The sequence below is a fragment of the Streptomyces albospinus genome (genome assembly GCF_014648695.1).
GTDB classification, from domain to species: domain Bacteria; phylum Actinomycetota; class Actinomycetes; order Streptomycetales; family Streptomycetaceae; genus Streptomyces; species Streptomyces albospinus.
The window spans coordinates 36,373-50,247 of sequence record NZ_BMRP01000032.1; the positions used below are offsets into that span (position 1 = coordinate 36,373).

A 13,875-nucleotide genomic window follows, 5' to 3' on the forward strand; every position below is an offset into this window, starting at 1 on the left:
GAGCCGGCGACGGACCCGGCGGCGAGCCGCTCAGCCCGCCCGGCGGGACGCCGCGACGCCCTCCACGACCGCCCCCTCGACCTCGGCGTCCACCGCGCCGAACGCCCCGAGCGCCAGCCGGTGCAGCAGCTCCGCCATCTCCGTGCGGCCGGGCAGCGACCCCGGCCGGCCGAGGTGCGGCGTGGAGTTCAGCAGGCCGAAGACCGCGTGCACCGCCGCCCGGGCCCGGGATTCCGACGGCCCGGGATGGACCCGGCGCACGACCTCCACCCACAGCTCCACGTACTGCCGCTGGAGCTGCCGCACCCGCTTGCGGTCGGCCTCCCGCAGCCGGTCCAGCTCCCGGTCGTGCAGGGTGATCAGCGGCCGGTCGTCCAGGGCGAAGTCGATGTGCCCGTCGATCAGCGCGTCCAGCACCGCTGCGGGGCTGTCACCGCCCTCCTCGACCCGCATCCGGCCGCCCGCCAGCAGCCGCTCACTGATCCCCACCAGCAGCTCGGCGAGCATCGCGTCCTTGCCCGCGAAGTGCCGGTAGAGGCCGGGCCCCGAGATGCCCACGGCCGCCCCTATCTCGTCCACGCCGACGCCGTGGAACCCGCGCTCCGCGAAGAGCCGGGCGGCCTCCTTGAGGATCTGCTCGCGGCGGCTGGTGGGGGCGGGGACGTGCGCATCACTCATGCCGTCGATTGTAGACAGCCGGGTTAGTGCTCGTTAACCTGAAGGAAATGAGGTTAACGCCCATTAACCCGCCTGGCCCCGGCGCACACCCCGCGGGCGCCCGGCGGGCAGCTGACCGAGCAAGGGGGCTCATGGGAATGGACGGCATCGAGCAGGCACCGGTGCTGGGGAGTGCCGCCGATCCGGCGTCCGACTCCTGGCGGGCCAATGAGGCCGCGCACCGCGAGCTGGCCGGCCGGTTGCGCGAGAAGCTCGCCGCGGCCCGCCTGGGCGGCGGCGAGAAGGCCAGGGCGCGGCACACCGCACGCGGCAAGCTGCTGCCCCGCGAGCGGGTGGACGCCCTGCTGGACCCCGGATCGCCGTTCCTGGAGCTGGCGCCGCTGGCCGCCGACGGGATGTACGACGGGGCCGCGCCGGCCGCCGGGGTGATCGCCGGGATCGGCCGGGTGAGCGGCCGGGAGACCGTCGTCGTCGCCAACGACGCGACGGTCAAGGGCGGTACGTACTACCCGATGACGGTCAAGAAGCATCTGCGCGCCCAGGAGGTCGCGCTGGAGAACCGCCTCCCGTGCCTCTACCTCGTCGACTCCGGCGGCGCCTTCCTGCCCAAGCAGGACGAGGTCTTCCCCGACCGCGAGCACTTCGGGCGGATCTTCTACAACCAGGCGCGGATGTCCGGCGCGGGGATCCCGCAGATCGCCGCGGTCCTCGGCTCCTGCACGGCGGGCGGCGCCTACGTCCCCGCCATGAGCGACGAGGCGGTGATCGTCCGCAACCAGGGCACGATCTTCCTGGGCGGCCCGCCGCTGGTGAAGGCGGCCACCGGCGAGGTGGTCACCGCCGAGGAGCTGGGCGGCGGCGAGGTGCACGCCCGGACCTCCGGGGTCACCGACCACCTCGCCGAGGACGACGCGCACGCGCTGCGCATCGTGCGCACCATCGTGTCCACCCTCGGCGAGCGCACCCCGCTCCCCTGGTCCGTACGGCCCGTCGAGGAGCCCAAGGTGGACCCGGCCGGGCTCTACGGCGCGGTGCCCGCGGACTCCCGTACGCCCTACGACGTCCGCGAGGTGATCGCCCGGCTCGTCGACGGCTCCCGCTTCGCCGAGTTCAAGGCGGAGTACGGCACGACCCTGGTCACCGGCTTCGCGCACCTGCACGGCCACCCGGTCGGCGTGATCGCCAACAACGGCATCCTGTTCTCCGAATCCGCCCAGAAGGGCGCCCACTTCATCGAGCTGTGCGACCAGCGCGGCATCCCGCTGCTCTTCCTCCAGAACATCTCCGGCTTCATGGTCGGCCGCGACTACGAGGCGGGCGGCATCGCCAAGCACGGCGCCAAGATGGTCACGGCCGTGGCCTGCGCCCGGGTACCCAAGCTGACCGTCGTCATCGGCGGCTCCTACGGGGCGGGCAACTACTCGATGTGCGGCCGGGCCTACTCCCCCCGCTTCCTGTGGATGTGGCCCAACGCCAAGATCTCCGTGATGGGCGGCGAGCAGGCCGCCTCCGTCCTCGCGACCGTCAAGCGCGACCAGCTGGAGGCGCACGGCGAGGAGTGGAGCGCCGAGGACGAGGACGCCTTCAAGGCGCCGATCCGCGAGCAGTACGAAACCCAGGGCAACGCCTACTACGCGACCGCGCGGCTGTGGGACGACGGGGTCATCGACCCGCTGGAGACCCGCCAGGTCCTGGGCCTGGCGCTGACCGCCTGCGCCAACGCCCCACTGGGCGAGCCGAGTTTCGGCGTCTTCCGGATGTGAGAGGACCTATGACCACCTTCGACACCGGCCGCTTCGACACCGTCCTGGTCGCCAACCGCGGGGAGATCGCGGTCCGCGTCATCCGCACGCTGCGCGCCCTGGGCATCCGCTCGGTGGCCGTCTACAGCGACGCGGACGCCGACGCCCGGCACGTCCGCGAGGCCGACACGGCGGTACGGATCGGCCCGGCCCCCGCCGCCGAGAGCTATCTGTCGGTGGACCGGCTGCTGGACGCCGCCGTCCGCACCGGCGCCCAGGCGGTCCACCCCGGCTACGGCTTCCTCGCCGAGAACGCCGCCTTCGCGCGGGCCTGCGCCGCCGCCGGGCTGGTCTTCATCGGGCCGCCCGCCGACGCCATCGCCCTCATGGGCGACAAGATCCGCGCCAAGGAGACGGTGCGCACGGCCGGCGTCCCGGTCGTCCCCGGATCCTCCGGCAGCGGCCTGGACGACGGTCAACTGGCCGCCGCCGCACGGGAGATCGGCACCCCGGTGCTCCTCAAGCCGTCCGCCGGTGGCGGCGGCAAGGGCATGCGGCTGGTCCGGGACGCGGCCCTGCTGGCCGACGAGATCGCCGCCGCCCGCCGCGAGGCCCGCTCCTCCTTCGGCGACGACACCCTGCTCGTGGAGCGCTGGATCGACCGCCCCCGGCACATCGAGATCCAGATCCTGGCCGACGGCCACGGCACCGTCCTGCACCTCGGCGAGCGCGAGTGCTCCCTCCAGCGGCGCCACCAGAAGATCATCGAGGAGGCCCCGTCGGTCCTCCTGGACGACGCCACCCGCGCCGCGATGGGCGCCGCGGCCGTCCAGGCGGCCCGCTCCTGCGGCTACCGGGGCGCCGGCACGGTCGAGTTCATCGTCCCCGGCAAGGACCCGTCCTCGTACTTCTTCATGGAGATGAACACCCGCCTCCAGGTGGAGCACCCGGTCACCGAACTGGTCACCGGAATCGACCTGGTGGAGTGGCAGGTGCGGATCGCCGCCGGCGAGCGCCTGCCGTTCGCCCAGGAGGACATCACGCTCACCGGGCACGCCGTGGAGGCCCGGATCTGCGCCGAGGACCCGTCCCGCGACTTCCTCCCGACCGGCGGCACGGTGCTCGCACTGCACGAGGTCAACGGCGCATGGGACTCCCCCCTGGCCGAGCGGGGCCGGGGACCCGGCGCGGTCCGCACCGACTCCGGCCTCTCGCAGGGCGCGGAGGTCGGCAGCCGCTACGACCCGATGCTCTCCAAGGTCATCGCCCACGGCCCGGACCGCGCCAGTGCCCTGCGCACGCTGCGGGCCGCGCTGGCCGCCACCGTCACGCTCGGGGTGACCACCAACGCCGGGTTCCTGCGCCGCCTGCTGGCCCACCCGGACGTGGTCTCCGGCGACCTGGACACCGGGCTGGTGGAGCGCGCCGCGGCCGGCCTGGTCGACGGCACGGTGCCGGACGCGGTGTACGCGGCGGCCGGCGCGGTCCGGCAGGCCGCGCTGGAGCCGGCGGTCCCCGAGGGCGGCTGGCGCGACCCGTTCGCCGCCCCCAGCGGCTTCCGGCTCGGCGGCGAGCCCGCACCGGTACGCCACTGGCTGCGCGTCCCGGGCCACGACCCGGTGGCGTACGACGTCCGGCCCGGCGCCGCCGAGGACATCCGGGAGGTCACCGCGGACCGGGTCCGGATCACCGTGGACGGTGTGCTGCACACCTTCCACCGCAGCGGCGACTGGCTGGGCCGGGACGGCGAATCCTGGCACGTCGCCCCGTACGACCCGGTGGCCGAGGCGCTGCGCGGTGCCGCCGGGGCGCACGGCGCGGACACCCTCGCCGCCCCGATGCCGGGCACCGTCACCGTCGTCAAGGTGGCCGTCGGCGACGACGTGGTCGCGGGCCAGGGGCTGCTGGTGGTGGAGGCGATGAAGATGGAGCACGTCATCTCCGCGCCGCACGCCGGGACCGTCACCGAGCTGGACGTCACCGCGGGCGCCACCGTCGCCATGGACCAGATCCTGGCGGTGGTCGCCCCGCACGAGAGCGCCACGGACGCCGGGGACGCCTCCCCGCGCACGGACGAGGAGGACGCGTCATGACCGCGGCCGGACTGCCGATGGCGGTGCAGGCGGAGGGCCTGCCCACCCGCGTACGGATCCACGAGGTCGGTGCGCGGGACGGGTTGCAGAACGAGTCGGCGGTGATCCCCACCGAGATCAAGGCCGAGTTCATCCACCGGCTGGCCGCCGCCGGACTGCCCCTGGTCGAGGCGACCAGCTTCGTCCACCCCAAGTGGGTGCCCCAACTCGCCGACGCCGAGCAGCTGTTCCCGCTGCTGGGCGATCTCGACCCGCACCGGCTCCCGGTGCTGGTGCCCAACGAGCGGGGCCTGGAACGGGCGCTGGCGCTGGGCGCCCGCCGGATCGCGGTGTTCGGCAGCGCCACCGAGTCGTTCGCCAAGGCCAACCTCAACCGCACGGTCGACGAGGCGCTGGCGATGTTCGCCCCGGTCGTCCAGCGCGCCCGGGACGAGAAGGTCCACGTCCGCGGCTACCTCTCCATGTGCTTCGGCGACCCCTGGGAGGGCCCGGTGCCCATCGCCCAGGTCGTCCGGGTCTGCCGCGCGCTGCTCGACCTGGGCTGCGACGAGCTGAGCCTGGGCGACACCATCGGCGTCGCCACCCCCGGCCACGTCCAGCACCTGCTCGCCGCCCTCAACGAGGCGGGCGTGCCCACCTCCCGCCTGGGTGTCCACTTCCACGACACCTACGGGCAGGCCCTCGCCAACACCTTCGCCGCGCTCCAGCACGGCGTCACCACCGTCGACGCCTCGGCGGGCGGCCTCGGCGGCTGCCCCTACGCCAAGAGCGCCACCGGCAACCTCGCCACCGAAGACCTCGTGTGGATGCTGCACGGCCTCGGCATCGAGACCGGCGTCGACCTGGACCGGCTGACCGAGACCAGCGTCTGGCTGGCCGGAGTCCTGGGCCGCCCCAGCCCCTCGCGCACCGTCCGCGCACGCGTGCAGCCCGCACAGTCCCCCAAGGAGTGACCATGTCCCTGGACCACCGCCTGCCCGCCGAGCTGGAGGAACTCCGGCGTACGGTCGAGGCGTTCGCGCACGACGTCGTCGCCCCGGAGATCGGCACGTACTACGAGCAGCACGCCTTCCCGTACGACATCGTCCGCCAGATGGGCCAGATGGGCCTGTTCGGCCTGCCGTTCCCCGAGGAGTACGGCGGGATGGGCGGCGACTACCTGGCGCTCGGGATCGCCCTGGAGGAGCTGGCCCGGGTCGACTCCTCCGTGGCCATCACCCTGGAGGCCGGCGTCTCCCTGGGGGCGATGCCGATCTACCGCTTCGGCACCGAGGAGCAGAAGCGCGCCTGGCTGCCGAAGCTGTGCTCCGGCGAGCTGCTGGGCGCGTTCGGCCTCACCGAGCCGGACGGCGGCTCGGACGCCGGCGCCACCCGCACCACCGCGGTCCGCGACGGCGACACCTGGGTGATCAACGGCAGCAAGTGCTTCATCACCAACTCCGGTACGGACATCACCGGCCTGGTGACGGTCACCGCGGTCACCGGCCGCACCCCGGACGGCGCCCCGCAGATCTCCTCGATCATCATCCCGTCCGGCACCCCCGGCTTCACGGTCGCCGCCCCGTACTCCAAGGTCGGCTGGAACGCCTCGGACACCCGCGAACTGTCCTTCTCCGACGTCCGCGTCCCGGCCGCCAACCTCCTGGGCGAGGAGGGCCGCGGCTACGCCCAGTTCCTGCGCATCCTCGACGAGGGCCGGATCGCCATCGCGGCGCTGGCCACCGGCCTCGCCCAGGGCTGCGTCGACGAGTCGGTGCGGTACGCCAAGGAGCGGCACGCCTTCGGCCGCCCCATCGGCGCCAACCAGGCCATCCAGTTCAAGCTCGCCGACATGGAGATGCGCGCCCACACCGCCCGGCTGGCCTGGCGCGACGCCGCCTCCCGCCTCGTCCTGGGCGAGCCGTTCAAGAAGGAGGCCGCGCTCGCCAAGCTCTACTCGTCCGAGATCGCGGTGGACAATGCCCGCGAGGCCACCCAGATCCACGGCGGCTACGGCTTCATGAACGAGTACCCGGTCGCCCGGATGTGGCGGGACGCCAAGATCCTGGAAATCGGCGAGGGCACCAGCGAGGTCCAGCGGATGCTTATTGCACGGGAGTTGGGCTTCTAGGAGCGACCCCCGCCCCCGCGGCAAACCCCTCAGGGGCGGGCGAACAGATCCCTTAGGGGGTGGCAACGCCCCCTGTGGGCCACAACGCGGCGGGCCCGGGAGGGTATTCCCGGGCCCGCCGCGTCGCTTTCTAGGCGGAGAGCGAGGCCGGCGTCACGAGCCGAGCGCGTTCATAGAGGTCCCGTGCGGCATGATTCTTGAGATGGGGTCGGATGAGCTTGAACATCGTTTGCATGCGTTGATCCGCCCGTCCTGACTGGATCAAAGGGTAGTCATCCAGAGCGAGATGCCATGTCGCGCAGGCGGCTTCCAGGTGGCCGACTTCCAGTAGACGCTCGGCCAGGGTAGCGCGGTGGCGTACGCGGGCGCGCCGATAGACGCTGTAGCGCACCCTGTCCGATTCCTGCATGGCTTTGATGGAGCCGGGAACATCGCCGAGTTCGTACCGCACCTGGCTGATGTGGTAATTCAGGGCTGACGGATCGTACGAGCCGAACGCCTTGCCCCTGGATTCCGCCTTGTCCATGGCCACTTCGGCCTCTCGTAGGTACGTCAGCGCACTGTTGCTCCCGCCGATCTGCGCGTACGCGTGTGCCTGCTGCCCGGCAAGGAAGGCCCGCATCCGTGGACCGGCTTGGGGAGACGCGGCAGCGGCAGCATCGGCGAGCCGTCGCGCCTCCCTGCCGTGCCCTAGATCAACAGCCTGAACGCTCATCCCGCGCAGCGTCGTGCAGTACGTCAGGTGGTCCTCTGCCGCTCCGGCAAGTTCCAACGCCTTCAGGTAATACTGTTGCGCAAGGCCGTGGACACCTTCATCCACCGCCATATATCCGGTGAGGTAGCTCAAGTCCGCAGCAGCCGACAACATGGCTTTCCGTACGGATTCAGAGGCATCCGCCCGCAGATACGGGGCTACCGTGTTCACCAGGAAAGCCGCGGCCATCGGCCGGGCATGGCGCCCACCGAATTGGTCATCCAGCTCTGATACTTTCTCAGTCATAGCAATGACCATGTCGACCTCTGGCATACCGATGCGCCGAGTCTGACCCGCTTGGGAAGCTTCCATTCGCCCCACCACGTCTGGCCAATTGGGCACGGTCAGCGCAACGGAAAAAAGACTTATACCGAGGATGCTGCGGCGGGAGGGGTCCATATCTCCGCTACCTAGGTCAATCAGCCCTTCGACCGTGCTCGGAGCGGCGTCCGAGCCTCTGGCAGGGGCCGGGAACCCGGCCTCGGCATGGGTGACCGGACGTCCCAGCTTCCGCGCCAGCGCCTCCAAGACCAGCGGCCTGACCGTCTCCTTGGGCATCTGCCCCTGACGCCACTGGTGGGCCGACGGCTCGCGGTACCGGAGCGGGGTTCCTCTCTCGGTACCGATGCGGTTCACGGCCTGGACGAACTGCCGCAGCGTCCAGCCGGTCTCCCGATAGAGGCGTTCAAGGCGCCGGTTCGGCTCCCGTGTACCCACCGACCTCAACTCCTCATTCCGTAGGAGTGCTTAAAGCTCTTAAAAGCCGCTGCCAGTCCAACGGTACCGCCGGCTGTAGCGGACCGGTTGCCTAGAGCGAGGACGCGCCCTCCTCTCGCGACAGCCGCTGCGAGGTTGGCGAGACAACGAGAGGACCCCCGCGACCGTGGTGGACGGCCCGGGAGCATGGCCATCAACTACAAGGGAGTTGACAACATGACTCACGCTACAGCGCGGTTCTTAATCCCGCTGCTGCGGCCGGCGTTTCCCGCGCGGGGGCGACGGCGGGCGTTGTGGTGCGCGGTGCACGGGGTCGGTGCCGGGCCGCGCCGGATTCACGGCGTGGAGGTGGTGGGCTGATGCCCCGCAGGTGCCGCACCGTTCACCTGATGGACCCGGTTCCGGCGCAGGATCCCGAGTCGGTTGCCGGCTGCGACGTGCGCGGGGCTCTGGCCCGGCAGCGTGCACAAGCGCGTGCCATCAGAGACCTGACGAAGGTGATCGACTGCAACATCGAGATCCATCGCCACCCCCATGCGAAGCGGGAGGGCCGATGACGACCGCGGCACGCCCGGAGGGCCCCGCCGCCATGGTCGCCTACCGGGATCTTCAACTCGCCCTGGCAGAAACGAAGCTGACGTTCCCGGAGTCGACGTTCAGCGACACCGCCGGCGGGGAGCTCCGGACCGACCTGGGGCGCGTCGGAATCCGTACGGCCGCGATGCCGGCCCGCGTACGGAAGGCGGCACGCTGACGTGCCCAGGCCCCCATCTCCAGTGCCGGGGGTGCTACGGGCGCGGTTGGGCAGCAGCGGAGTTGTTCCGCGTGGAGCCGAGCCTCCGGGGTGTCACCGCGGTGGCACCTCAGGGGTGCCGGGCGTGCCGACGGAGGGGGTTCTTCTGCAAGGCCCACCCACCATGCGAAGGGTTTCACGAGCCGGGCACACCCACGGTTCTCGCCCATGCGCTGCCCCCAGTATGAACTCCCGGCCCCTGGCCCCTGGGTGACACCACGCCAGGGACCGGAGCACCAAGGCCCTCTGCCGCGGGCGAGAAGTTGACGCCAAGCTGAGCCCCGGCAGGGTCCTGCAAGTCCGAACAAGCCGAAGAAGGGAATCGGATGTTTGCCCACTCCAACCGGCTCCCGACCGGGACGCCGCTCCCGTCGGGTCATGTCGCTCCCATCCCGTGGGGCCTGCGCCGTATGGCTCCGTACCCGGCGTTCGCCCCCGGTTACGCCCGTGTCGAACTCGACCCCGTCACTCAGACCGGTCGCTACTTCGACGCTGCCGGGCAGCCGATGATGATGCCGGGGCATGGGACGAGCACTGGTACCAACCCGCCCACCAACACCGGTAATCCGTCCGATGGTTCGGGCCCCGGTGGCGCCGGTGGCGGTGACCAGGACACCGGAAACGACAGCGATCAGTGATGCATCCGGGTCCGGTTCTGGTCGTCACCAATCTGGACGACCCCACAACCGACCTGGTGATTGACGAGCTGCACGACCGGGGCGTCCCGGTCGTGCGGTTCGACTCCGGGGACTTCCCCGCCACCTTGTCGGTCGCGGCCACCCTCACCAGCGACGGCCTCACAGGCACCCTGACCACGCCGTCGCGCACCGCCGACCTCGGGCACGTGCGGTCGCTGTACTACCGCCGCCCCTCCGGCTTCACCTTCCCGCATCTGGACGAGCAGACCGCGCGGTTCGCCGTTGCCCAAGCCCGCTACGGCCTCGGCGGCGTAATCGCCGCCCTGCCCGGCTGCCTGTACGTCAACCACCCCCACCGCATCGGCGACGCGGAGTTCAAGCCGTCCGGTCTAGCCACCGCCGTGGCAGCCGGGTTCCAGCTCCCGCCCACCCTGATCACCTCGGCCCCTGACGCGGCCAAGAGCTTCATCAAGCGGTACGGGCCGGTGATCTACAAACCGCTCTCCGCGCCCCTCTACCGCGACGAGAACGGCGTTTCCTGCACGGTGAAGGTCGCCGAAGTCACCGCGGACGAGATCAACGGCGCCGTCAGCGGCACCGCCCACCTGTTTCAACAGCGCATCGACAAGGCCACCGACATCCGCGTGACCGTCATCGGCGACCAGGTTTTCGCTGTGCGCATCGACTCGGACCTGTTGGACTGGCGCACTGACTACAGCCGGATCACCTACTCCGTCGTCAAGCCGCCCCCGGGCATCGCCAAGGCTCTGCGCACCTACCTCGCACACTTCCGGCTCGTCTTCGGCGCTTTCGACTTCGCCGTGGACCGCGAAGGGCAATGGTGGTTCCTGGAGTGCAACCCGTCCGGACAGTGGGCGTGGCTGGAGCCGGAGACCGGCTTGCCGATGGTTGCGGCCATGGCCGATCTGCTCGAAAGGAAGTCCGCGTGACCGACGACGACAAGGCCCTCCGCGTGGCCCTCGCCAGCCGGCTGGCCTCCGGCGGATACCTTCGCACCGCCCCATGGCAGGCCGCCGTCGATTGGGTACCCCGCCACGCGTTCCTCCGCGGCGGATTCTTCGACCAGGTGGCCGGCTCGGCACCGACGGCATGGCGGCCGGTCATGCCGGACGATCCACGCTGGCTGACGCGCTGCTACGACGACGACTCCCTCGTCACCCAGATCGCCGGGACGATCGCCCCTCGGGACATCCGCGGCGAGATCCGGCGCGCCCCCACCTCATCAAGCACCATGCCCGGCTTGGTGGTGCGGATGCTCGAAGACCTTCAAGTGGAGGACGGTCACCGGGTACTGGAGATCGGAACTGGCACCGGCTACTCCACCGGGCTCCTGTGCCACCGACTCGGCGACGACTGTGTGACCTCCGTGGAGGTCGACGAGGACGTAGCCGGCCACGCCCGGGTCGCTCTCGGCGACATCGGTTACCACCCACGCACCCTCGTGGGCGACGGCCTTCTCGGCGCCGCCGACGGCGCGCCCTACGACCGTCTGATCGCCATGTGCGGAGTGGTCGATCTGCCCTACGCCTGGGTCGAGCAGACCCGACCCGGCGGAATCATCCTCGCCACCCTGTGCGGCTGGCTGTACTCCTCCGAACTCGCCCGGCTCACCGTGGGCGAGGACGGGACAGCCCGCGGCCGGTTCCTCGGCGGACAGATCTCCTTCATGCTCGCCCGCCCCCAACTACCCCCACCGCTCGGAATGCTGCCCGATCTCGATGACGGCGACGAACGTCCCACCTCGCTCTCAGCCGATGTACTGGACGACTGGAACACCCGCTTCGTCGCCCAGCTCGCCACACCCGGGGCGCAGCGCATCAGACTGGAGCGCAACGGGCACACCGAGCACGTTCTTATCGACGTATCCGCCGGTGCGTGGGCGGCACTTGCCCAGGACGGAGGAAAGTGGACCGTTCGGCAGGGTGGACCGGCCCGCCTCTGGGACGCGGTAGAGGAGCACATCAGCCGCTGGCGCGCCGATGGCGCCCCCGATCTCGAACGATTCGAGGTCACCGTCACCCCCGAGGGGCAGACCGTCACTTGGCCCAAGGTCTGATCGCGACGAGAACCAGGAGGGTGGGGACGATGGGCGACTCGGCAGATGAACCGCTGGACCACTGGGCGGCCCGCAGACAACAGCACTTGCGGCCGATCGGTGAGCGGAAGGCCGTCAGTCTCGGCGCCGGCCCTCATCAAGGCGCACACGTCGATCCCCAAGCCCGTCGGATGGTGGTGGAATGGGACGGCTTCCAGTGGATTCCGGTGACTGTGGTGGAGAACTACGCGGCTGCCTGTCGCATGCTCAACCCGGTGCCGGAGCCCACGAAAACGGAGGAGCGGTCGGCTACGTGGTCACCCATGACCCCAGGGACCGGTCGCCACCGCAAGCCCTGATCCGGCGCACTATGACGGCGAGGACACCAGCGAGGTCCAATGGACCCTGTTTGCAAGGGAGTTGGAGTTCTAGGGGCGAACCCCTCGGGGGCGGGCGAACAGATCCCGTAGGGGGCCACGACGCCCCCTACGGGCCACAACGCGGCGGTCCCGGAAGGTTATTCCCGGGCCCGCGGCGTGTGCTTCACCGCCCCAGCCGCGGCTCCACAGGACTCACCGCCCCTCAGGCCACGGCACCTCCGCCGCCCGGTGGTAGCCGATGCCCTGCGCGTCCCAGCGGGGCCCCTGGGCGGCCAGCCGCACCTTGTAGGCGTCCCAGTCGTGCGTACGGGACGGGGACCAGCCCAGTTCGGCGATGCCGGGGAGCCGGGGGAAGGCCATGTACTCGATGTCCGCCGAGGTGGTGAGCGTCTCCGACCACAGGGCCCCCTCGACGCCGAGTACCGAGGCCGGCGGCGCGTCCTTCAGGTAGCTGCCGGGGTCCCAGTCGTAGGCGCGCCGGACGTTCACATAGCCGGCCCAGTTCAGGCCGAGCGGGGTGTCCTTGTCGTACTTCATGTCGAGGTAGGCGCGGTCGGCGGGCGAGAGGACCAGCCGGGTGCCCTTCCGGGCGGCGTCGGTGACCTGCTTGCGCTCGGCGGGGCCGGTGGCGTCATAGCCCCAGTACTGGGCGACGGCGCCCTTGGCGGGGTGCGCCCCGGTCAGCTGGTGCCAGCCGATCGCGATCTTGCCGTACTTGGCGACCACCGGCTGCACCCGGTCCATGAAGGCGACGTAGTCCGCGTGGCTGGTGGCGTGCGCCTCGTCGCCGCCGATGTGGAGGTAGCGGCCGGGGGTCAGCGCCGCGATCTCCCGGACGACGTCGTCGACGAAGTCGTACGTCACCTTCTTCGGCACACACAGCGAGCTGAAGCCGACGTTGGTGCCGGTGTAGAGGGGCGGTGCCACGCCGTTGCAGTTGAGCTCGGCGTACGAGGCCAGCGCGGCGTTGCTGTGGCCCGGCATGTCGAGCTCCGGGACCACCGTCAGGTAGCGGCTCGCGGCATAGCGGACGATCTCGCGGTAGTCGTCCTTGGTGTAGTAGCCGCCGCGCCCGCCGCCGACCTGGGTGCTGCCGCCGTAGGTCGCCAGCCGCGGCCAGGACGCGAGGGCGATCCGCCAGCCCTGGTCGTCGGAGAGGTGCAGATGCAGCGTGTTGATCTTGTAGGCGGCCAGCTGGTCGATGTAGCGCTTGACCTGGCCGACGGTGAAGAAGTGCCGCGACACGTCCAGCATCGCGCCGCGGTAGGCATACCGCGGGGTGTCCGCGATCGTGCCGCCGGCGATCCGCCAGGGGCCGGGCTGCGGGGTGTGCTTCTCCACCGCGGCGGGCAGCAGCTGGCGGAGGGTCTGGACGCCGTGGAAGAGGCCGGCGGGGTGGGCCGCGCTGATGGTGAGCGCCCGGCCGCCGGAGGCCAGCCGGTAGCCCTCCGCGCCGAGCCCCCGGGCGTCCCGGCCGCCGAGGCTGAGGACGATGCCGTCCCGGCCGCCCTCGGAGGTGACCGGCAGCCTGAAGCCGGTGGCGGGCCGCAGCAGCCCGGCCAGATAGCCGGCGATCCGCCGGGCCTCGCCGGAGCCGCCGGGCACCCGGATCCGGGTCCGCTCGCCGATCGTGTACGGGTCCCCGGCCGGGCGTACGGTGGCCGGCGCGGGGATCACCCGGTCCAGCGGGACGGCGGCCGGGGCGTGGGCGCCGGCCGGCGGGACGGCTGCGGTCACCGTCCCGGCCGCCGCGACCAGCAGCAGCGAGAACAGAAGTCTGCGTCGTCTCATGGACGATCCCTTCGGCGAGCTTCGTCAGCGGCACGTTCTGCACAGCGGCACATCGGCACGGCATGGAGCGACCGAACGGTGACCATGCGTACCGCGCACCCCGGACGCGGTCAAGGTGTAGAC

13 protein-coding genes are annotated in these 13,875 nt (G+C 71.1%); 10 read left to right on the forward strand and 3 right to left on the reverse strand.

The window, feature by feature from the left end; genetic code table 11:
• Positions 1–30 precede the first annotated feature (30 nt).
• Positions 31–678 (reverse strand): SACE_7040 family transcriptional regulator, encoded by a 648-nt coding sequence (locus IEZ17_RS30815; RefSeq protein ID WP_189305899.1) that lies wholly within the window; start codon positions 676–678, stop codon positions 31–33.
• A gap of 146 nt (positions 679–824) precedes the next feature.
• On the opposite strand from IEZ17_RS30815, the gene IEZ17_RS30820 reads away from it, so the two are divergent.
• Genes IEZ17_RS30820 through IEZ17_RS30835 form a run of 4 tightly spaced genes read left to right on the forward strand, consistent with a single transcriptional unit; the run spans position 825 to position 6,623 of the window.
• Entirely contained in the window at positions 825–2,441 is a 1,617-nt protein-coding gene (locus tag IEZ17_RS30820; protein ID WP_189305969.1) for a carboxyl transferase domain-containing protein, read from the forward strand.
• A gap of 8 nt (positions 2,442–2,449) precedes the next feature.
• Complete coding sequence (locus tag IEZ17_RS30825) at positions 2,450–4,513, forward strand: acetyl/propionyl/methylcrotonyl-CoA carboxylase subunit alpha (protein WP_189305901.1); 2,064 nt, start codon at positions 2,450–2,452, stop codon at positions 4,511–4,513.
• Entirely contained in the window at positions 4,510–5,466 is a 957-nt protein-coding gene (locus IEZ17_RS30830; protein WP_189305903.1) for a hydroxymethylglutaryl-CoA lyase, read from the forward strand. The genes IEZ17_RS30825 and IEZ17_RS30830 overlap by 4 nt, the downstream gene beginning before the upstream one ends.
• Before the next feature lie 2 nt (positions 5,467–5,468).
• Positions 5,469–6,623, forward strand: coding sequence for an acyl-CoA dehydrogenase family protein (locus IEZ17_RS30835; protein ID WP_189305905.1), 1,155 nt, complete (start codon positions 5,469–5,471; stop codon positions 6,621–6,623).
• A 130-nt stretch (positions 6,624–6,753) separates the two neighbouring features.
• On the opposite strand, the gene IEZ17_RS30840 is transcribed toward IEZ17_RS30835, so the two are convergent.
• Positions 6,754–8,094 carry an NsdA family TPR-like regulatory protein gene (locus tag IEZ17_RS30840; RefSeq protein WP_189305907.1) on the reverse strand — a complete coding sequence of 447 codons (1,341 nt, stop codon included), beginning with the start codon at positions 8,092–8,094 and terminating at the stop codon, positions 6,754–6,756.
• A 389-nt stretch (positions 8,095–8,483) separates the two neighbouring features.
• On the opposite strand from IEZ17_RS30840, the gene IEZ17_RS30845 reads away from it, so the two are divergent.
• The 6 genes from IEZ17_RS30845 to IEZ17_RS44650 all read left to right on the forward strand — a co-directional run bounded on the left by IEZ17_RS30845 (position 8,484) and on the right by IEZ17_RS44650 (position 11,940).
• Positions 8,484–8,651: a hypothetical protein gene (locus IEZ17_RS30845; RefSeq protein WP_229852820.1), complete on the forward strand. Its 168-nt coding sequence runs from the start codon at positions 8,484–8,486 to the stop codon at positions 8,649–8,651.
• On the forward strand, positions 8,648–8,848 hold the full coding sequence (locus IEZ17_RS30850) for a hypothetical protein (RefSeq protein ID WP_189305911.1): 201 nt from the start codon (positions 8,648–8,650) through the stop codon (positions 8,846–8,848). The genes IEZ17_RS30845 and IEZ17_RS30850 overlap by 4 nt, the downstream gene beginning before the upstream one ends.
• A gap of 365 nt (positions 8,849–9,213) precedes the next feature.
• The gene (gene tgmA, locus IEZ17_RS30855; protein ID WP_189305912.1) at positions 9,214–9,525 is read left to right on the forward strand and encodes a putative ATP-grasp-modified RiPP; all 312 of its coding nucleotides are present in this window, start codon (positions 9,214–9,216) and stop codon (positions 9,523–9,525) included.
• Positions 9,525–10,475, forward strand: a complete 951-nt coding sequence (tgmB, locus tag IEZ17_RS30860; RefSeq protein ID WP_189305915.1) for an ATP-grasp ribosomal peptide maturase — start codon at positions 9,525–9,527, stop codon at positions 10,473–10,475. Before tgmA ends, tgmB begins: the two co-directional genes overlap by 1 nt.
• Positions 10,472–11,602 carry an ATP-grasp peptide maturase system methyltransferase gene (gene tgmC / locus IEZ17_RS30865; protein ID WP_229852821.1) on the forward strand — a complete coding sequence of 377 codons (1,131 nt, stop codon included), beginning with the start codon at positions 10,472–10,474 and terminating at the stop codon, positions 11,600–11,602. Before tgmB ends, tgmC begins: the two co-directional genes overlap by 4 nt.
• A gap of 29 nt (positions 11,603–11,631) precedes the next feature.
• Entirely contained in the window at positions 11,632–11,940 is a 309-nt protein-coding gene (locus tag IEZ17_RS44650; RefSeq protein ID WP_373300003.1) for a DUF6087 family protein, read from the forward strand.
• A 213-nt stretch (positions 11,941–12,153) separates the two neighbouring features.
• Here the strand turns inward: IEZ17_RS44650 and IEZ17_RS30870 are convergent, their stop codons facing one another.
• Positions 12,154–13,752 (reverse strand): beta-N-acetylhexosaminidase, encoded by a 1,599-nt coding sequence (locus IEZ17_RS30870; protein WP_189305919.1) that lies wholly within the window; start codon positions 13,750–13,752, stop codon positions 12,154–12,156.
• Positions 13,753–13,875 lie beyond the last annotated feature (123 nt).